This is a genomic window from Flavobacterium sp. (assembly GCF_025352425.1).
Lineage (GTDB): Bacteria > Bacteroidota > Bacteroidia > Flavobacteriales > Flavobacteriaceae > Flavobacterium.
This window is the reverse complement of record NZ_JANXTI010000031.1, coordinates 79,321-99,259: the sequence shown is the minus strand read 5'-3', so window position 1 is coordinate 99,259 and position 19,939 is coordinate 79,321. Positions and strand designations below refer to the sequence as shown.

General features: G+C 36.1%; 24 protein-coding genes. 12 read left to right on the top strand and 12 right to left on the bottom strand.

The window, feature by feature from the left end; genetic code table 11:
• Window positions 1-11 precede the first annotated feature (11 nt).
• From Q0Q99_RS04370 to Q0Q99_RS04325, 10 genes are all read left to right on the top strand, one after another.
• On the top strand, window positions 12-1,643 hold the full coding sequence (locus Q0Q99_RS04370) for a hypothetical protein (RefSeq protein ID WP_293891998.1): 1,632 nt from the start codon (window positions 12-14) through the stop codon (window positions 1,641-1,643).
• Window positions 1,640-2,641, top strand: a complete 1,002-nt coding sequence (locus Q0Q99_RS04365) for a VWA domain-containing protein (RefSeq protein WP_293891995.1) — start codon at window positions 1,640-1,642, stop codon at window positions 2,639-2,641. The genes Q0Q99_RS04370 and Q0Q99_RS04365 overlap by 4 nt, the downstream gene beginning before the upstream one ends.
• Before the next feature lie 115 nt (window positions 2,642-2,756).
• The gene (locus Q0Q99_RS04360) at window positions 2,757-3,794 is read left to right on the top strand and encodes a VWA domain-containing protein (RefSeq protein ID WP_293891992.1); all 1,038 of its coding nucleotides are present in this window, start codon (window positions 2,757-2,759) and stop codon (window positions 3,792-3,794) included.
• Window positions 3,794-4,540, top strand: a complete 747-nt coding sequence (locus tag Q0Q99_RS04355) for a tetratricopeptide repeat protein (protein ID WP_293891989.1) — start codon at window positions 3,794-3,796, stop codon at window positions 4,538-4,540. Before Q0Q99_RS04360 ends, Q0Q99_RS04355 begins: the two co-directional genes overlap by 1 nt.
• Window positions 4,541-4,559: 19 nt before the next feature.
• Window positions 4,560-6,326 (top strand): BatD family protein, encoded by a 1,767-nt coding sequence (locus tag Q0Q99_RS04350; protein ID WP_293891986.1) that lies wholly within the window; start codon window positions 4,560-4,562, stop codon window positions 6,324-6,326.
• A gap of 109 nt (window positions 6,327-6,435) precedes the next feature.
• Window positions 6,436-6,816 carry a GxxExxY protein gene (locus Q0Q99_RS04345; RefSeq protein WP_293892184.1) on the top strand — a complete coding sequence of 127 codons (381 nt, stop codon included), beginning with the start codon at window positions 6,436-6,438 and terminating at the stop codon, window positions 6,814-6,816.
• Window positions 6,817-6,862: 46 nt separating this feature from the next.
• Complete coding sequence (locus Q0Q99_RS04340) at window positions 6,863-7,609, top strand: tetratricopeptide repeat protein (protein WP_293891983.1); 747 nt, start codon at window positions 6,863-6,865, stop codon at window positions 7,607-7,609.
• Window positions 7,610-7,732: 123 nt separating this feature from the next.
• Window positions 7,733-8,089, top strand: a complete 357-nt coding sequence (locus Q0Q99_RS04335; protein ID WP_293891980.1) for a hypothetical protein — start codon at window positions 7,733-7,735, stop codon at window positions 8,087-8,089.
• Window positions 8,090-8,129: 40 nt separating this feature from the next.
• Window positions 8,130-9,149 carry a phenylalanine--tRNA ligase subunit alpha gene (locus tag Q0Q99_RS04330; protein ID WP_293891977.1) on the top strand — a complete coding sequence of 340 codons (1,020 nt, stop codon included), beginning with the start codon at window positions 8,130-8,132 and terminating at the stop codon, window positions 9,147-9,149.
• A gap of 126 nt (window positions 9,150-9,275) precedes the next feature.
• Complete coding sequence (locus Q0Q99_RS04325) at window positions 9,276-9,683, top strand: hypothetical protein (protein ID WP_293891974.1); 408 nt, start codon at window positions 9,276-9,278, stop codon at window positions 9,681-9,683.
• A gap of 92 nt (window positions 9,684-9,775) precedes the next feature.
• Here Q0Q99_RS04325 and Q0Q99_RS04320 read toward each other — a convergent pair whose 3' ends face one another.
• The 6 genes from Q0Q99_RS04320 to Q0Q99_RS04295 form a co-directional block, all read right to left on the bottom strand.
• Window positions 9,776-10,771 carry an NAD(P)H-dependent glycerol-3-phosphate dehydrogenase gene (locus Q0Q99_RS04320; RefSeq protein WP_293891971.1) on the bottom strand — a complete coding sequence of 332 codons (996 nt, stop codon included), beginning with the start codon at window positions 10,769-10,771 and terminating at the stop codon, window positions 9,776-9,778.
• Window positions 10,772-10,838: 67 nt separating this feature from the next.
• Window positions 10,839-11,420, bottom strand: coding sequence for a nicotinate (nicotinamide) nucleotide adenylyltransferase (gene nadD, locus Q0Q99_RS04315; protein WP_293891968.1), 582 nt, complete (start codon window positions 11,418-11,420; stop codon window positions 10,839-10,841).
• Between the two features lie 33 nt (window positions 11,421-11,453).
• Entirely contained in the window at window positions 11,454-12,026 is a 573-nt protein-coding gene (gene gmk / locus Q0Q99_RS04310) for a guanylate kinase (RefSeq protein ID WP_293891965.1), read from the bottom strand.
• Window positions 12,027-12,035: 9 nt separating this feature from the next.
• Complete coding sequence (locus Q0Q99_RS04305; protein WP_293891962.1) at window positions 12,036-12,896, bottom strand: YicC/YloC family endoribonuclease; 861 nt, start codon at window positions 12,894-12,896, stop codon at window positions 12,036-12,038.
• A gap of 89 nt (window positions 12,897-12,985) precedes the next feature.
• The gene (locus Q0Q99_RS04300) at window positions 12,986-13,876 is read right to left on the bottom strand and encodes a DMT family transporter (RefSeq protein ID WP_293891959.1); all 891 of its coding nucleotides are present in this window, start codon (window positions 13,874-13,876) and stop codon (window positions 12,986-12,988) included.
• A complete protein-coding gene (locus Q0Q99_RS04295) occupies window positions 13,876-14,229 on the bottom strand; it encodes an arsenate reductase family protein (RefSeq protein WP_293891956.1) in 354 nt (117 codons plus the stop codon). The genes Q0Q99_RS04300 and Q0Q99_RS04295 overlap by 1 nt, the downstream gene beginning before the upstream one ends.
• Window positions 14,230-14,298: 69 nt before the next feature.
• On the opposite strand from Q0Q99_RS04295, the gene Q0Q99_RS04290 reads away from it, so the two are divergent.
• Both Q0Q99_RS04290 and Q0Q99_RS04285 read left to right on the top strand, forming a co-directional pair.
• Window positions 14,299-14,754, top strand: coding sequence for a DinB family protein (locus Q0Q99_RS04290; RefSeq protein ID WP_293891953.1), 456 nt, complete (start codon window positions 14,299-14,301; stop codon window positions 14,752-14,754).
• A 207-nt stretch (window positions 14,755-14,961) separates the two neighbouring features.
• Window positions 14,962-16,104, top strand: coding sequence for a cystathionine gamma-synthase (locus Q0Q99_RS04285; protein ID WP_293891950.1), 1,143 nt, complete (start codon window positions 14,962-14,964; stop codon window positions 16,102-16,104).
• Window positions 16,105-16,155: 51 nt separating this feature from the next.
• Here the strand turns inward: Q0Q99_RS04285 and Q0Q99_RS04280 are convergent, their stop codons facing one another.
• Genes Q0Q99_RS04280 through Q0Q99_RS04255 form a run of 6 tightly spaced genes read right to left on the bottom strand, consistent with a single transcriptional unit; the run spans window position 16,156 to window position 19,821 of the window.
• Window positions 16,156-16,665 (bottom strand): DUF2480 family protein, encoded by a 510-nt coding sequence (locus tag Q0Q99_RS04280; RefSeq protein ID WP_293891947.1) that lies wholly within the window; start codon window positions 16,663-16,665, stop codon window positions 16,156-16,158.
• Window position 16,666: 1 nt separating this feature from the next.
• The gene (locus Q0Q99_RS04275; RefSeq protein ID WP_293891944.1) at window positions 16,667-16,990 is read right to left on the bottom strand and encodes an SUF system Fe-S cluster assembly protein; all 324 of its coding nucleotides are present in this window, start codon (window positions 16,988-16,990) and stop codon (window positions 16,667-16,669) included.
• Between the two features lie 11 nt (window positions 16,991-17,001).
• On the bottom strand, window positions 17,002-17,730 hold the full coding sequence (locus Q0Q99_RS04270) for a hypothetical protein (protein WP_293891941.1): 729 nt from the start codon (window positions 17,728-17,730) through the stop codon (window positions 17,002-17,004).
• Window positions 17,731-17,733: 3 nt separating this feature from the next.
• Window positions 17,734-18,153: a SufE family protein gene (locus Q0Q99_RS04265; RefSeq protein WP_293891938.1), complete on the bottom strand. Its 420-nt coding sequence runs from the start codon at window positions 18,151-18,153 to the stop codon at window positions 17,734-17,736.
• A complete protein-coding gene (locus Q0Q99_RS04260; RefSeq protein WP_293891935.1) occupies window positions 18,150-18,587 on the bottom strand; it encodes a hypothetical protein in 438 nt (145 codons plus the stop codon). The genes Q0Q99_RS04265 and Q0Q99_RS04260 overlap by 4 nt, the downstream gene beginning before the upstream one ends.
• A gap of 13 nt (window positions 18,588-18,600) precedes the next feature.
• Complete coding sequence (locus Q0Q99_RS04255; protein ID WP_293891932.1) at window positions 18,601-19,821, bottom strand: aminotransferase class V-fold PLP-dependent enzyme; 1,221 nt, start codon at window positions 19,819-19,821, stop codon at window positions 18,601-18,603.
• Window positions 19,822-19,939: the final 118 nt, after the last annotated feature.

Here is a 19,939-nt window from a genome sequence, read left to right as displayed (position 1 = left end):
ATAAAGATAAAATGAAGTTCAAATTATATATAGTATTTTGTCTGTTATCGACTTCGCTTTTTGCCCAAAAAGTGACGACTTCTGTTAACGTTACCAAAAATAAAATTGGCGCCGAATTCAAGTTGACTTTAAAAACCGAAGTTGATACATTATCCAAAGTAAAATTCCCTTTCGCGAAGAATTTTGGCGTTTTAGAAGTTATTCACTCGTATAAAATTGACACGGTTAGGAATGGTGCGCGATATGAACTAATCAAAAAATACGGCTTAACGCAATTCGACAGCGGAAAATATGTTATTCCAAGAATTTCTGTTTTGATCAACGGAAAACCTGTTTTTTCAGACAGCATCAAAGTAGAAGTTAACGATGTTAAAGTCGATACGCTAAAGCAAAAGATGTACGACATCAAAGACATCGCGCAAGCTGAAAGTCCATTAGGAACCTGGTGGATTTACCTTTTAATCTTGTTGGCTATCGGAATTGCGGGTTATTTCATTTATCTATTCATTAAAAAAAGACAAAATAAGCCAAAAGTTGAAGCCATTGTTTTTAAATCTCCTATCGAAAAAGCAACAACTTTATTGCAACAATTGGAAACCAAAGAGCTTTGGCAAAAAGGCGAAATCAAACATTATTACTCGGAGCTGACAGATATTGCACGTAATTATATTGAGGAAGAAATTCATATTCCGGCAATGGAAAGCACGACTTCGGAACTGATTGAAGGATTGCGCAAAGCGGCAAAGCAAAAGAAACTGAAACTCTCAAACGAAACGGTAGAAAATCTGGAAAAAGTCTTGATGCAGGCCGATTTAGTAAAATTTGCTAAGGTAAAACCGCTCGATTATGAAATCGAAGAAGACAAAAAACGGATTTCAAGCTCCATCGTAATCATCCATAAATCCATTCCTGAAATTGTCGAAGATAATGATGAACTGGCATTATGGAACGAACAACAGAAAGAATTGGCTCGTTTGCAAAAACTGAAAAAACAAAAACGCGTTCGTATCATTACCACGATTGGAATTGTATTCGGAATGCTTATGATTTTTGTTTTGGGTTTACTATATTTCAAAGGATTTGACTATGTAAAAGACAATTTCTTAGGTCATCCAACCAAAGATTTAGTCGAAGGACAATGGGTTTATAGCGAATATGGAAATCCAGGTGTGAGAGTGGAAACGCCAAAAGTACTGAAGCGAATTGATGCCACAAATACACTTCCAAAAGACGCTATGGCGTTAATTAAGGAAATGCAGACTTTTGGTTACGGAAGCTTGTTGGAAGATTTCTACATGTCGGTGTCTACAGTAACTTACAAACAGGCAATGCAAATGGATTTGGATAAAACAGCTGAAGGTTACATCAAAATTATGGAAGCACAAGGCGCGCAAAACATCATTGTGAAGACAGAAGATTTTGATACTCAAAAAGGAATTTCCGGTAAGAAAGCTTATGGAACGATGACGGTTTTGAATAAAATAAAAGGAAAGTCAACCAAAATGTATTATGAAGTGTTGCTTTTCAGTCAAAACGGCGGCTTACAAACTATCATGGTAATGCATCGCGAAGATGATAAATACGGACAGCAAATTGCCGAAAGAATGTTAAACTCGGTCGAATTACAAACAGCACAAAGATGAAAGATGTAAGTTTTTTAAATCCTGAGTTTTTCTGGTTGTTTCTATTACTTCCGGCACTTGTTTTGTGGCAAATTTGGAAAAGAAAACAGCAATCGGCAACCTTGAAAATAAGTTCAGTGAAAGGTTTCAAAGCGCGAAAATCGCTGTTGGCCAAACTAAAGCCATTCTTATTTGTATTGCGATTATTGGCGTTGAGTTCGTTGATTATAGCGATGGCGCGTCCAAGAAAAGTCGATATCAGTAGCCAAACCAAATCGACCAAAGGAATCGACATTGTAATGGCAATTGACGTTTCCGGAAGTATGTTAGCCAAAGATTTAAGTCCAAACCGAATGGAAGCTTTGAAAAAAGTAGCCGAGAACTTTGTGGAAGAACGACCAAATGACCGAATCGGAATTGTGGTGTATGCTTCCGAAGCTTATACAAAAACGCCCGTTACGAGCGACAAAGCAATCGTTCAACAAGCTATTAAAAGCATCAAATATGACAATGTTTTACAGGACGGAACAGGAATCGGAATGGGATTAACCACTGCTGTCAATCGTTTGAAAGACAGCAAGGCCAAAAGCAAAGTGATTATTCTGATGACCGACGGTGTTAACAATGCAGGTTTTATAGAACCGGAAACGGCTTCGCAAATTGCAAAAGAATATGGAATCAAAGTATATACAATCGGAATTGGAACGAATGGGAATGCGCTGTTTCCTTATGCTTATGCTCCAAATGGCGGCTTTTTATTTAAAATGATGCCTGTTGAAATTGATGTGAATTTATTGCAAACCATAGCAAGAAATACCGGCGGAAAATATTTCAGGGCGAGTAGTAACAGTAAATTGGAATCGATTTATGCAGCAATCAACAAACTGGAAACTACGGAAATTCAAGAGCTGAAATTCTATGATTATGATGAAAAATACAGGATATTTGTCTGGATTGCAGGAGTTTTAATCTTGCTTGAGTTTAGTTTACGAAACACAATTTATAGAAGTTTTATATAAAAGTTTAAACACAAAGAACACGAAAAAGGCACAAAGCTCACGATGTTCTATTTAAAAAATAATCTTTGTGTACTTAGTGAAAAACCTTTGTGCGCTTAGTGGTTAAGAAAGAAATATGTACGAGTTAGAAGAAAAATGGTATTTATACTTTTTGTTTGTCATTCCGGTAATGGCACTACTTTTCCTGTACATTCAAATTTGGAAAAGAAAGAAGCAACGCGAGTTTGGAGATTTGGAGTTAATCAAAAAATTGAGCCCTGAAAAATCAGCTTTCAAACCTGTTTTGAAATTGATTGTGATTTTATTGGCTTTAACTTGTCTGATAATTGGATTGGTTAACCCAAAAATCGGAACAAAATTGGAAACCGTAAAACGCGAAGGAATCGATATCATTTTTGCGATTGATGTTTCCAAAAGTATGTTGTCCGAAGATGTGGCGCCAAGCCGTTTGGAGAAAAGCAAGCAACTGGTTTCTCAGATTATCAATAATTTGGGCAGCGACCGCATCGGAATCATAGCCTATTCCGGAAGTGCTTTCCCGGTTTTACCGATTACAACGGATTACAGTGTTGGGAAAATGTTTTTGCAAACCATGAATCCCGGAATGATATCGGCGCAGGGAACATCAATTGACCAGGCTATTAATTTGGCTGTAACCTATATCGATAAAAAAGATAAAACCAATAAACTATTAATCATCATTTCCGATGGTGAAGACCATTCCGATTCCGCTTCAGATGCTGCAGAAGAAGCAAAAAAAGTTGGCTTAAAAATAATGACTATTGGTGTTGGAACCGAAAAAGGCGGAACGATTCCATTAAAAAGAAACGGAATTGTAGAAAGCTTTCAGCGCGATCAAAATGGCGAAGTCGTTATTACGAAAAGAAATGCAGAAGTATTGAGAACCATTGCCAAAAGTGCCGGCGGCGGTTATGTTGACGGCAATTCGACTAAAGAAGTTCTGGATTATGTGAAACACGCTTTAGACAATATTCAGAAAACAGAATTTGAAAGCACCCAAATGGCCGATTTCAAGTCGCAGTTTCAATGGTTTTTGGGGTTTGGTTTTTTCCTGTTGTTATTGGATGTTTTCCTGTTGGAGAAAAAGACAAAATGGGTGAAGAAGATGAATTTATTTAATGAAAAGGAATAATGAAAAAGTTGCTTTTATATGGTTTGATTTTGATTTCCTTTTTGGCGAAAGCCCAAGACAAGGAAAAAGATAAGGATTTGCCAAAAGGAAACGATTCTTTTGCCGAAAAAAAATACGATGATGCTGAAGCAGAATACAGAATGTCAGAATCTAAAAATCCGAAGAAATCGATTGCTTCCTACAATTTAGGAAACGCTGTTTACAGGCAAAATCAGTCTGGCGAAGCCAAATACCATTACGCAACAGCATTGAAAAACGCTAAAACCCGAACAGAAAAACACAACGCATTTCACAATATTGGAAATACCCTGATGAAAGACAAGGATTATGGTGGCGCGGTGGAAGCTTATAAAAATGCATTGCGTAACAATCCGGATGATGAAGAAACTCGTTATAATTATGCATTGGCCAAAAAGATGCTAAAGGAAAACCCGCCAAAGAAAGATGACAAAAAGGACAAGGATAAAAAGGATAAAAAGGATAAGAACAAAGAAAAGGATAAAAAGGACGACAAGAAAGATGGAAAAGACAAAGACAAGGATAAAAAAGACGGCGATAAGGATAAGGATAACAAAGAAAATAAAGATCAGGATCAAGGCAAACCAAAACCACAACCCGGCGGAATTTCAAAACAACGTTTAGAGAATTTATTAGATGCTGTAAATAATGAAGAGAAAAAAATTCAGGACAAGGTAAACAAGCAAAAAGTGCAAGCCAATCCTAAAAAAGCTGAAAAAGATTGGTAGTTAATTTGAAAATTTGAATATGAAAAGGATAATAATTTTAACGGTTTTACTAATCAGCTCATCTCTTTTTGCTCAAGTGCAATTTGAAGCAAAAGTGAGCAAGAATACCTTGGGATTAAACGAACGGCTTCGCGTTGATTTTACAATGAATGCGGATGGCGATAATTTTGTCCCGCCGAATTTTGAAGCCTGCGGATTTAAAGTCGTTGGCGGACCAAGTCAATCCGTGAGTCAATCCTGGATAAACGGAAGAAGTTCATTTAATAAATCATATATTTTTATTTTATTGCCTACACAAAAAGGGACTTTAACTCTAAAACAGGCCTCGATTGATATCAATGGGCAGATTTATAAAACGTCACCCGTCAAGATTAATGTGACCAACGCCGTTGAAATTCCAAAAGATCCAAACGAAGCACCGGCGGTTAGCGCGGATGACAATCTGTATTTGGTTGCGGATATTTCGAAAACAAATCCGTATCTGAACGAACCAATTACCGTTGTTTACAAATTGTATTTCAGTTACAACATTGGAATCACTAATTGGCGCGAGCTGAACAAACCAAAATACAATGATTTCTGGAGCCAAAATATCGATATCAAACAATTGGTCGCGCAGGACGGAATATTTAAAGGCGAACGCTACCGCTATGTCGTGTTGCGAAAAACAGTATTATATCCACAAAAATCCGGAAAACTGGAAATTGAGCCGCTTTCATTGGATATAGATTGCCAGGTGCCAACGAATAAGCGGAATTTTTGGGGGCAAGCCTTACTTACCGAAGACAGCAAACGTGTTTCGGCAGGAAGTAAAATTATCAATGTAAAAGCATTGCCTGAAAAAGGAAAGCCCGAAGATTTTTCCGGTGCTGTCGGCCGTATGGATTTCAAAGTAAAACCGTCCAAAACCATATTGAAAAATGGAGAGTCTCTAGATTTAGATGTAAGTGTTGTTGGAACCGGAAACATGAAATTGTTCACGTTGCCAAAGCCGGTTTTGCCTTCTGCTTTAGAAATGTATGATCCGGTTCATGACGAAAATGTTACAACTCCATTGACCGGAATGACAGGAAGAATTTCAGATAAATACACAATAATTCCGCAATACAAAGGCAATTATCAAATCAAACCACTAAGTTTTACCTATTTTGATTTGGGTTCGAATAGTTATAAAACCATCACTTCCCAACCCATAACTATCAATGTTTTGGATGGCCCGAGTGTGGCAAGTTCAGAAAAAACAAATCCGAATGATGTTTCCAAAACCAAATTTGAAGCCGCAAAATCGTTTGCGTATATCAAACAAAAAACAACGTTAAAACCTCTCAAACAGAATGACTTTCTCGGTTCCGGTATGTTTTATTCATTGATGATTTTACCGTTTTTGGCCATCCCTTTTTTGATTGTCGGAAGAAGGAAAAAAGACGAAATGGACAATGATGTAGTGGGCAATAAAATCAAAAAGTCGAATGCTTTGGCTAGGAAATATTTGGGTGATGCCAAAAAACATTTGGGCAATAAAGAACCCTTTTATATTGCGCTTGAAAAAGCAATGCACAATTTCCTAAAAGCCAGGCTAAACATTGAAACTTCAGAAATGAGCAAAGACAAGATAACCGAACTTTTGCTTTCGCGAAAAGCAAATTCAGAAACGGTTTCAGAGTTTATCCATCTGACCGAAAACTGTGAGCTGGCGCGTTATGCACAATCTTCTGAAACAGCCATTCAGCAAGATTATGACAAAGCAGTGGTAATTATTTCTGAACTTGAAAAGCAATTAAAATAATGTCTTAACCACAAAGAACACGAAGAAGGCACGATGGTCACAAAAAATAAATTTTAAATAGTGTGCTATGTGTGTTCTTGGTGAACTTAGTGGTTAAATAAAATTTATGATTACAGAAGAAGAAATATCGAAAATTGTATTTGAATCCGCACTGAAAGTTCACAAAGCTCCTGGGCCAGGTTTACTTGAAAGTGCGTATGAAGAATGTCTTTTTTATGAACTCAAAAAGACAAATCTGAAAGTCGAAAAACAGAAACCGCTACCTTTGATATATGAAGACGTCAATTTAGAAATTGGTTACAGAATAGATATAATTGTTGAAAATAAATTTATAGTTGAAGTAAAGTCAGTCGAGGCATTAAATGATGTTCATTTGGCACAATTGCTAACTTATCTAAAATTATCAGAATGCAAATTGGGATTATTAATTAATTTTAATGTTAAACTTTTAAAAGATGGTGTTCGAAGAATTATCAATGGTACACTTTAAATCTTTGTGTCCATCGTGCCTTCTTCGTGAACTTCGTGGTTAAAAAATGGAAAAAATACTTTTAATACTATTATTCGTTTCTCAAACATTTTGGGCACAAAATGCTTTTGACCAGGGAAATAAATTCTACGAAAAAGAAAATTATGAAGCCGCAATTTCGAGTTATGAAAGCGTTGCAAACTCAGGAAAACAATCAGCAGAATTGTATTTTAATCTAGGAAATTGCTATTACAAATTGCACAAAGTAGCGCCGGCCATTTACAATTATGAAAAGGCATTATTGCTGAATCCGAATGATACTGAAATAAAAACCAACTTAGAATTTGCCCGAAAAATGGCGATTGACGACATCAAAGTCATTCCAAAAGTAGGCTTCAGTAAACTGATTCAGGATTTCACTGCAAAATACTATTACGACACTTGGGCTTGGATTTCGGTCGCTTTTGGGTTCTTCTTTTTGCTGTTTTTTGTGGGTTATTACTTTTCGGGAACAGCGATGTTGAAGCGTATTTTCTTTTTTGGAATGTTTCTGTGGCTCATCGGAATTGGTTTAAGTGCTGCTTCCGGTTTTTATGAAAAAGGCCGAATGGCTAACGAAAGACCCGCTATTGTTTTTGCGGAAACGGCGTCCGTAAAAAGCGAACCAAAAAGTGCTGCGCCAGACGCTTTTGTAATACATGAAGGAACCAAAGTTTATATTTTGGAAAGCATCGCCAACTGGAAGAAAGTAGAACTTACAGATGAAACTACCGGTTGGATTGAAGAAAGCGCAATTAAGGAAATTAAAAATTAGCTGTAGCATTCAGCTTTTAGCTTTTAGGTAACTATCTTTGCAATCCTAACTTAGAATCTGGTAATTGAAATTTAGACAAAAAGTCTATTATCTATCATCTATTTTCTTTTCTCTATTTAAAAAATGTCAAGAGACGAACAATTAAAAACCCGCTGGGACAGTGTCGTTCAAATCCTTTCCAATCAGTTTGCTGAGGGAGATATTTTGGATTTAGACGCAATCATATACTTAATCGGAGTGCAGGAATTGGGGCAATTCAAGCAGGCTTTCAAAAAAGATGAAAAACTAAATTTGATGCACATTGCCATTTGCCGTTTGCTCGAACCTTACGGTTTCTACGAATTTGATTTTGTAGATAAAGATGGTTGGCCACATTACAAAATCAAAGAGGAATTGCCACCATTAAAAGCCGGAGAACAATCGGTTTTGATGAAAGAAGCCATTGTGAATTATTTTCTGGAAAAAGAAGTGATTGAGTAATTAGTAAAAAGCCTAAATTTGCACCTTCAACGACAGAACGATGATAGACAAGATTAAAGAACATATTGAAGAAGCTAAAGCATTCAACACCAAAAACAAGGAAGCTCTAGAACATTTCCGTATCAAATATTTGGGTAGTAAAGGTTTGCTTAAAGAACTTTTTACGGAGTTCAAAAATATTCCAAACGACCAGAAAAAAGACTTCGGACAAGTAATAAATACGTTGAAAACAGTTGCCGAAGAAAAGGTAAAAGCCATTCAGGAAGAACTGGAAAGTAAAGAAGAAGTAAAAGGTTTCTATGGCGATCTATCACGTCCGTCAGAGCCAATTACTATAGGTTCTCGTCATCCTATTTCACTGGTAAAAAATCAAATCATCGATATTTTTTCAACAATAGGATTCAATGTTTCCGAAGGTCCGGAAATTGAGGACGACTGGCACAATTTTACTGCGCTGAACTTACCCGAATACCATCCGGCGAGAGACATGCAGGATACGTTTTTTATCCAAACAAATCCGGATGTATTGCTGAGAACTCACACTTCATCCGTTCAGGTGCGATATATGGAAAACAACAAACCGCCAATTCGTACGATTTCACCTGGAAGGGTTTTCAGAAACGAAGCGGTTTCCTCACGTTCGCATTGCATTTTTCATCAGGTTGAAGGTTTGTATATTGACAAGGATGTTTCGTTTGCTGATTTGAAACAGACTCTTTTATATTTCACCAAAGAAATGTTTGGGAAGTCCAAAATACGTTTGAGACCAAGTTATTTTCCATTTACAGAACCAAGTGCCGAAGTTGATATCTATTGGGGTTTAAAAACCGAAACCGATTACCGTATTACAAAAGGAACTGGTTGGTTAGAAATTATGGGCTGCGGAATGGTTGACCCAAACGTTCTGAAAAACTGTGGCATCAACCCTGACGAATACAACGGATTCGCTTTTGGGATGGGAATCGAGCGTATTGCAATGTTGTTATACCAAATTGGCGACATCAGAATGTTTTATGAAAACGATGTGCGTTTCCTTGAACAGTTTAAGTCTAGTATATAACTGAAGCCCTAGCCCTGATTGCAGTGGAAATCCTTTTTGCTTTAAAAAAGCCCTTCGACTGCGCTCAGGGTGACAAAGCAAAAAGATTGTAACGTAAAGCAGGTATCAGCTCCTAAAAATTCACAATTGAAAAAAGACATTGAAATACCAAAAGTAGAAAATGTTTTCCTTGCTGCTGTTCAGGAATGGAGCGATGACTTTATGGAAAAGGTTTGGTATGTTTATCTGATTAATGATTCTGACTTCGATTTAGACTCTGTAATGGTAGTTTCTAAAGCTTTTGGTACTCTCGATGGGGAAATGAAGAAAACCTCGCTCCTGCGCCATGTTTTTATTCAAGTCCCCTCAGTTTCTGTTGTTAAAATAGAACTATTAGAAACAGCTGTTTTGCGACTGAACAATGAATTTATGGTAACCTATTTCATTGAGAATACTTTATACGATAAAAAATTTATCTTTAAGGCGCAATCCATTACTCCTGATTATGTGGAAGAAGTTCCAATCTTGTTTGTGGATGGGGTTATTGCGAGGTAATAAAGACCGCTGCGCTGAAAGAAGAAAGAAAAAAATTGTTATTAAACCCATATTAAAATCTTGCTTCTTTACTCTTGTTTCTATTTTCTTTTTTAATCCAGCTTCTCGGTTAACTCTTTAAACACCGCTTTCGCTTCTTTTCCTTCATACAAAATCTGATAAACAGCATCAATGATAGGCGTTTTAGCTTTATATTCCTGATTAAGTTTATAGGCGCTTTTCACTGCATAATATCCTTCTGCAACCATTGACATTTCCATCATTGCAGATTTTACTGTGTATCCTTTTCCAATCATATTCCCGAACATTCTGTTTCGTGAAAACACTGAATAACCTGTTACCAATAAATCGCCCAGATAAGCAGAATCATTAATATTTCTTTTCATTTTATGGACTTTCCTGATGAATTTTTTCATCTCGCGAATGGAATTACTCATTATGACTGACTGAAAGTTATCTCCGTAACCCAAACCATGTGCAATTCCGGCTGCAATAGCATAAATGTTTTTCAGCATGGCGGCGTATTCTGTTCCGATGATATCGTCCGAAATTTTGGTTTTAATATAATTTCCTGCTAAAACATTGGCAACCACTTCCGCTTTATCCGAATCACCACAGGCGATTGTCAAATAAGAAAGACGCTCCAATGCGACTTCTTCTGCATGACACGGACCAGTAATTACACCGATGTTTTCAAAAGGGATATCGTATTTTTTGTTGAAATGTTCCCCGACTATCAGAAACGTTTCAGGAACAATTCCTTTGATGGCAGAGAAAATAATTTTGCCCTTTAAACTCACGGTTAACTTTTCCAATTCGGTATTTAAAAAAGCTGAAGGAATTGCAAAAATGATATAATCGGCGTACGCTACCGCTTCGTTTATATCCGAAGTTAATCTGAGTTTTTTGATATCAAACTCAACGGAACTTAAATAATTTGGATTGTGTTTTTGGGTTTTTATATGATCAATTGCCGATTCGTTTCGCATGTACCAGGCAATTTCATCCAGATTGACACATAACATTTTTGCAATGGCTGTAGCCCAGCTTCCGCCGCCAATAACTGCAAATTTTGGAGATTTATTCATGTAAATAAACATTTATAGCTATCAAAAATACTCATTTTTAAATGATGTTTGTTCAATTATTTTTACCCTATTTTCTATAAAACGCACTGCTATCAATGTATTCCCAAACTTTCTGTGGAAGCATTGGCGCTACATTCTTTTTGTTTTTAATGCTTTCGCGGATAAATGTGGACGAAAGTTCAATTACCGGTGCGCCAACACGATGGATTTTAGCGTGATTGACAAATTGCTCATCAATTTCACCAGAGTTTAATCTTGGATACACATAGATATCATGATTTGCCAAAATGACTTCAAAGTTTTTCCATTTGTGAAGCGAATTCAGATTGTCTTCGCCCATGATTAAAGCAAACGCATGCGTAGGATATTTTTCTTCCAATTGAGCCAGCGTATTTACGGTATAATTCGGTTGTGTCAGTTTGAATTCAATATCCGAAGGCTTAATTTTGGTGAAATCTTCGGTGGCTAAAGTTACCATATGCAAACGCTGGTAATCATCAAGTAAAGTAGTCTTTTGTTTATGCGGATTGTGTGGCGTAACCACCATCCAAATCTGATCCAAATCAGAGTGTTCCGCCATGTGATTCGCAATAATCATATGCCCAATGTGGATTGGGTTGAAGGTTCCGAAATACAATCCTATTTTCATGCTTTTAGTAATTTTGTGAAGAGTGATTAGTGATTACTCCTTAATAAACTCTTTAACCAACTGATACGCTTCCGCCTTTGCTACATCCAAATCATAATTCTTGATAACGGTATCAAATTGGGGGGCCGTTGCCAATTCCACGTGTGCCTTAGCGATGCGCATGTTTATTTTGTCATCTGTTTCTGTGGAGCGTTCCTTTAAGCGGCGTTTTAGTTCGTCAACACTTGGTGGCTTCACAAAGACCGCTAAAGTTTCAACCGGAAATTTATGCTTGATTCGCAATCCGCCGGAAACATCGATATCAAAAATTACGTTTTTCCCTTTTGCCCAGATACGCTCGACTTCACTCTTTAGCGTTCCGTAAAAATTATCTCGGTACACTTCTTCCCATTCGATAAAATCGTCTGCTTTGATATGTTTTTTGAATTCGGTAATCGACATGAAATAATAATCTTTTCCATGTACTTCTTCGCCACGAAGTTCCCGTGTGGCAGCTGAAATAGAAAACTCAAGATCCAGCTCAGGCTGTGCCAACAAATGTCTGACTATGGTGGTTTTCCCCGAACCGGATGGTGCTGAGAATACTAATAATTTTCCGTTGTTCATTATTATAATCTATAAAACATTCAAAACCTGTTCCTTGATTTTTTCTAGTTCGTCTTTCATCATCACCACCAGTTTCTGCATTTCGGTATGATTGGATTTAGAACCCATGGTGTTGATTTCCCTTCCCATTTCCTGTGTGATGAAACCCAATTTTCTTCCGTTGGCTTCTGTTCCTGCGATGGTTTCTATGAAATAGTTTAAGTGGTTTTCCAAACGCACTTTCTCTTCAGTAATATCGTATTTCTCTAAATAGAAAATCAGTTCCTGTTCGAAGCGGTTTTCGTCAACGTTCTCTTTTAATTCATCCAAAGCGGTGCGCAATCTGGTTTTTACTGTTTCAACTCGTTCGGCATCATACGATAACGCACTATTCATCAACGTCATGATATTGGCAATACGATGCAGGAATTCTTTTTCCAATGAAACGCCTTCATCCTTTCGGAATTGAGCAATGTTCTCTAATGCATCGTCAATTACGATTTGGATTTTTTGCCATTCGTTTTCGTCAATTTCGTCACGCTCTGTTTTTAAGGCATCGGGCATTCTTACCGCCATTTTCATCAATTCGGTTTCATCAGCATTTGGAATTACGGCTTTCATTTGGTTAATATAACCTCTCACAATCGGGACATTGATTTTTGACGAAGTTTCTTCTCCAGTCGCTTCAATATACAATGAACAATCAATTTTTCCACGCTCCAATCGTGCCGAAAGCTGATTACGCAAACCCAATTCCATTTCGCGGAAAACAGATGGCATTCTGGTATTTAAATCCAACCCTTTTGAGTTTAGAGATTTGATTTCTACAGTAATTTTTTTTGTTGGTAATTGCAGTGTTGCTTTCCCAAAACCAGTCATTGATTGTATCATTCGTGTTTTTTAATAGACTTCAAATATAAGAAAGTAATTAGTAATTAGTGACTAGTAATTAGTATCTTGTTTAGCGATAATCACTAATATTAGTCACTCTTCACTTTTTTCTGTGTTACGAGATAAACTCCGGAAAATATCAAAAAAGCTGATAATATTTTAACTAATGTCAGCTCGTCTTTTCCTAAACTCATAGCAAAAACAGTAGCAAAAAGTGGCTGCAGATAAATAAAAACAGCAACCGTGGTTGGCTTCAATTCCCGCATCGAAATTAGGTTTAACAAATAAGTAAAAAAGGTTGTAAAGACTACGACAAAAGCTATTTCCCAAAGAATAGTTAACGGAATCACTGACCAATGAATTTCCTGATATTCATTCCAGCCAAATGGCAAAACCATCAAAAGCCCGATGGAATAAATCCATTTAACAAATGTGAATGCGTTGTATTTATCCATCAGTTTTTTGACAACTATCAGATAAAAAGCATACGAAACCGCGTTGATGAAAACCAATAAATTCCCGAGCGAAGCATTGGTAGCATTCCCGATTGATTTTCCATAGAGAATTAAAAATCCGGTGCCAAAAAGCCCAAGCAGAATTCCGAGAATCTTTCGAAGTTTAATTTTTTCCCTTATGATAATCGCGGATAAAATCAACACAATTATTGGCGTTGTAACCATAATCACTGCTGCCGAAATAGGCGTGGTAAAATTCAATCCTTTGAAAAAAGTCAGCATGTTTAATGCCACTCCAAAAAATGCTGCGGCGACAATTCTTGGGAAATCCTGAAGCTGAATTTTTTCTCTCGGACCAAAAAATGAAACCAGCCAAAACAATATAGTAGTACCGATAACACGTAGTAAAATAAAGCCAAAAGGTTTGATATAAACCGGCATGACATCTTTGGCAACCGTAAACGAAACGCCATAAATCAGCGAAACCATCATGGCGGCAATCATTGCCCAGGTTCTTTTTGACATTACGACAATGCTTTTATAACTTCTATGATATTTTTCTGTCCGTTGCCAATGTATATTTTATCGTCGATGATAAAAACGGGGCGGCTTAAAAAAGTATAATGCTCTAAAATGTGCTTCTTAAAATCAGCTTCTGTCAACGATTTGTTTTTCAAATCCATCGATTTATATAGTTGTGCCTTTTTGCTGAACAACGATTCATAGCTTTCGGAAAGTGAATGCATTTCCTCTAATTCTTTCTGTGTAATTGGGTTTTGACGAATATCGTGAAATTCCAATTTATCAGGATTTGGCAATGATTTTATAATTTTTCGACACGTATCGCAAGAAGCTAAATAGTATATTTTATTCGTCATGGAATTTCTTTTTACAAAGGAAATTCATTTGAAACTTATAATCTGTATTTTTGATAAAAATTTAAATTCATGGACGCCACTTTCAAAATTTGGGAAACCAACAGAAGGCTATATCTTACCCTTTTAGAAAATTATTCTTTGGAACAATTGAACAAAATTCCGGAAGGTTACAGTAACAATCTGGCTTGGAATTTAGGCCATATTATCGTCGCACAGCAAGGATTGGTGTATCGAATTTCGGGATTGCCGACTTATGTTTCGGAAGAAATGACCAACACCTATAAAAATGGCAGCAAACCAACAGGAACAACTACACAAGCTGAAATTGACGAACTAAAAAGGCTTCTTTTTTCATTGATAGAAAAGACAAAAGAAGATTATGCCAATGGAAAGTTTGTTACATATACTGAATATACAACCGGAACGGGATTTCATTTAGCTTCAACCATGGAGGCCATGAATTTCAATAATTATCACGAAGGACTTCATTTGGGTTTTATGATGAATATTAGAAAGTTTATTTAGGAGCTTTTTCCAGCTATTCATTGCAATTTTTTTAAAGGATTTATTTTACCTTCGCAATCGCTGCGGCGAATCCTTTAAAAAGGATTTCCACTACAAACACGAAGGTTCACTGAACTCCGCTGAAGAATAAAAACACAGTGAAGTAATCTGGGCTATCAAAACAAAAATGTACGTAACATTTACTGAAAAAATTAATATTTATTTAAAATGAAATTCAATACAAAAGTAATACACGGTGGTCAACACCATGAAGAAGTCACCGGAGCCGTAATGCCGCCCGTATTTCTAACCTCAACATACGCTCAGACTTCACCCGGAAAACCTGTTGGAGATTATGAATATTCACGAGCTGCAAATCCAACGCGTCAGGCTTTGGAAGATGCTTTGGCTTCAATAGAAAATGGTGCTCGTGGTTTAGCATTTTCATCAGGATTAGCTGCAACCGATTGTTTATTGCGATTGTTCAAAGCCGGTGACGAAATCATCGCAATGGACGACTTATACGGTGGAACCTACCGAATGTTCACTCGTATTTATAAAGACAGCGGTCTTAAATTCCACTTTGTGGATATGAATGATATTGCCAAATTCAATTCGTTAATCAATGAAAATACGAAGTTAGTTTGGGTGGAAACACCAACAAATCCGTTGATGAAATTAGCCGATATTCAGGAAATTGCTAAAATTACAAAAGCAAAAAATATTCTTTTTGCGGTTGACAATACATTTGCTACACCTTATTTACAAAAACCGTTGGATTTGGGTGCAGATATCGTGATGCATTCGGCTACCAAATATCTTGGAGGTCATTCAGATGTAATTGCCGGCGCTTTGATTATAAAAGACAAAGAATTGGGTGATGAATTACATTTCAAACAATTCGCAACCGGAGCAACACTTGGACCAATGGATAGTTTCCTCGTTTTAAGAGGAATCAAAACATTGCATTTGCGTGTACAAAGACATTGTGAGAACGGTGAAAAAGTAGCCGCTTTTTTAAGCAATCATCCCGAAGTGGAAACTGTATACTATCCGGGATTACCAAGTCACCCTTTTCATGATATTGCCAAAAAACAAATGAGTGGTTTTGGCGGAATGGTTTCTTTCACGTTTAAATCGGGTAAAAAAGAAGATGCTATTGCTTTTTTAGAAAAATTAAAAGTTTTTACTTTGGCAGAATCACTCGGTGGTGTTGAGAGTTTGGCCAATCATCCGGCTTTGATGACCCATGCTTCGATTCCGGAAGACAAAAGAAAAGAGATTGGAATTACCGATGATTTAGTTCGACTAAGTACGGGCATTGAAGATATCGACGATTTATTAGCTGATATTGAACAAGCATTTAGATAAAACAAAAAGTCCTGCCGTAGCAGGACTTTTTTATGCGTGAATTTTTTTAATCTATTTTCCTTTCTTAAATAAAGGAACTGCTGAACAGGCTTCACCATACATGATGCTTTTAGCAAATGGCTGCAGTTTTTGAATAGCCATGATATAAGCACTTTCGGGAACAGGTTTTTTAAAGCAGCCTTTTAAGATAACGGGCTTGTCCTGATATTGTGAAAAGTCTAATGTTGGAAGGATTTCGTGGTAAAGTGCAGTTTCCAAAGCGTTTAGTTTGCCTATAACCACTTTTTTTGCAAAAGGCGAAAGATACACCGTAACCAAAATATTAGCCCAGGCCGGAATTATGGCATCAGTCGAACAATCAATAGCTACATAATGATTTTCATATTGTTTCCAATTGTGATTCCTCAGCGATTCACGAAAGTCTTTTTCCTTCAATAAAAAACCTTCAAAAAGCCATTGTGAAACATCAATTTGTGTTCGAATGCCGGTTGGATAATAATCTTCCAAATCGAAAACTTCGAGTACTGAATTGGCGACTTTGTTTACGATTTCTTCTTGCATATTACAGCATTCCAAGTTCTAATTTCGCTTCTTCGCTCATTAAATCCTTGCTCCAAGGCGGATCAAAAGTAATTTCCACTTCACATGATTTTACAGTGTCAATCTTTTGGATTTTTTCTTCTACTTCCCGAGGCAGTGTTTCAGCAACTGGACAATTTGGCGAAGTTAATGTCATCAAAACTTTTACTTCATTATCTTCATTAATCATCACATCGTAGATTAATCCCAATTCATAAATATCAACCGGAATTTCGGGATCATAAATACTTTTTAAGGTTTTCACCACACTTTCGCCTAAGTTGATATCGTCTTTAAATTCTTCCATAGTTTTTTATTTTATTCGTAAGTCACTGATTTAAGTTCATATGTACTGAAAAAAGCATTTACTTTTTCAATTCCAAATTCACTATTTGTAAAGAAAAAAGCCGGTGTGATTTTGTCATTAAGGTTTTTATTTGTAACAACAAGGTATGTATCTACACTATTAATCATTACTTTTTTAAAATATCCAGACAATTTCCTTTCATCTTCGTATACGATTACACACTTTTGTTCTTTCTTTTCCTGTTGGTTAAAGTAACTTGTATAAATTCCGTCGTCTTTCTCTTTTTTATAATTTATTACAATGCCGTAAGTAAATCTTGGAAATTTATATTCATTGAAATATTTCTTTACTTCATCTCTTATTTCTTTATTGTCTCGTATTACTTTTATTTTTGTTTTCTTCTTTTTGGCATCATAGGTCCCTTCAAAAATTTGATATGTGTGATAAAGTGAGCCTATTATTCTAGTTCTATCTTCATCAATGAACGATGAAAAAGGAACAAATCCACAAATTGTATTAGGTTCATTTGGGTTTTTTACAATCGTGTATTTGAGTTTTGGAAAATTAAATGATAACAAAAGAGTGTCAGCATAAACTCCAGATTCATTCAAATAATAATTTGATTTTTGTTCATAAACAAAATGTATCTTTTTGTATTCTTTTGGTTCGCTAGGATAATTATTCTGTGAAAAACAATTCCAAAAACTTATTAGAAATATTATGTTTAAAAGGTATTTCATCAATTAACTTTTAGCATTAAACGCCAAAGCATACAATTTTATTTTTTTTATCATTGAAACTAAACCATTGGCACGTGTTGGTGACAAGTGTTCTTTGAGACCAATTTCATCTATAAAATTGGTATTGGCTTCTAGAATATCAGCTGCATTTTGATTGGAGAAGGCACGAATTAAAATCGCAATAATTCCTTTTGTCAGAATGGCATCACTATCAGCAGTAAAAAGTATTTTGTCTCCATTTTGCTCAGCATGAACCCAAACTTTTGACTGACAGCCTTTGATAATATTATCTTCGGTCTTATATTGTTCATCAATCAACGGCAATGATTTCCCTAAATCGATGATGTATTCGTATCGTTGCATCCAATCGTCAAACATTGAAAATTCGTCAACAATTTCATCCTGTATTTCCTGTATCGTCATTCTTTTGCTTTACCTAGTGAAACAATTTTGTTAACTAATTTCTCAATTTCAGCGGGTGGGAATTCGTGATCAAAATCAGTTGTTTCATAGTTTTTATCCTGGTAACGTATTTTCAGATTGGCAATTGCAGCACCATCGTAAAATCTTTTTTGTGTTGGATCTTTTAAAGTTGGCACTTTTTCCAAATCGATCTTTTCAAAATAGCCAATGATTTCTTTCCAGTCTTTATCTGAAATTGTAATTTGTTCCGGATTTTTTTCACTATTTCTATCTCGAAAAACAGTAGCTTTTTGATTGATAACAATAATTTTTTGAAAAAATCCTCGTGTCGTTGCCGTATACTGTAATGTTGTGTTTGCAATATCGTTTTGCGCTTCGTTGCTGCAACTTTTTCCAAGGAAAACAGACAGTAAAATCATGGTAATTGCTTTCATTTTTTAGGTGTTTTTAAGATAACATTATTTGTGCTTTTTTCAACGCATGAATCATCAAATCTATTTCTTCTTTGGTATTATAAAAAGCAAAACTTGCTCTTATAGTACCGGGGATTTTATAAAAATCCATAATTGGCTGTGCACAATGGTGTCCTGTTCGGACGGCAATGCCCAGTTTATCGATAATCGTGCCAACATCATACGGATGAATTCCCTTAATATTAAATGAAATTACGGAGGCTTTTTTATTCAGGTTTTTTGGACCATAAATTTCTATATTTTCGATTTCCATTAATCGTTTGGTTCCGTAAGCCAGCAATTCTTTTTCATAAGCCGCGATAGTGTCAAAGCCAACTTCATTCATATAATCGATGGCGGTTCCAAAGGCAATTCCACCACAAATATTTGGTGTTCCTGCTTCAAATTTATAGGGCAAATCGGCATAAGTTGTTTTTTCAAAAGTTACCGTAGCAATCATTTCGCCTCCGCCTTTATATGGTGGCAATTTTCGCAGCCGTTCTTCTTTTCCATACAGCATTCCAATTCCGGTTGGACCACACATTTTGTGAGCCGAAGTTACATAAAAATCTACATCCAATGCCTGGACATCCGGTTTTAAATGCGGACAAGCTTGTGCGCCATCAATCAAAACAGCAGCTCCAAATTTATGTGCTTTCTCTATTATGAATTCAATAGGATTAATTGTACCCAAACCATTTGAAATATGATTGCAAACGACCAATTTTGTTTTATCAGAAAGTAATTTTTCATATTCATCCATCAATAATTCGCCATCATAATTCATCGGAATAACCAATAACCTTGCGCCTGTATTTTCACACAACATTTGCCAAGGCACAATATTGCTGTGATGTTCTAACGCTGAAACAATGATTTCGTCATTCTTTTTTAATAGTGACGCAAAACCATTGGCAACCAAATTTATACTTTCGGTTGTTCCCGAAGTAAAAATGATTTCATAATTATGTTTGGCATTAAAATGCTTTTGGATTTTAACTCTGGCTTGCTCGTATGCATCTGTTGCTATTTGGCTCAACGTATGAACGCCACGATGAATATTGGCGTTATATCGCGAATAATAATCCACAATAGCATCAATTACAACTTGTGGTTTTTGTGAAGTCGCACCATTATCAAAATAGACGAGCGGTTTTTCGTTTACTTTTTGATTCAGTATCGGGAAATCAGCCCTGATTTTATTTATATCTAACATTAGTTTATTTAGAAAAATTCTAAATACAAAAGTAAAAAAATTGAGTGGAAAAAGCCACGAATTGACGAATATTTATGATTTGTTGTGGTCTCTTGATTACTTATTTTTAAATTGCATA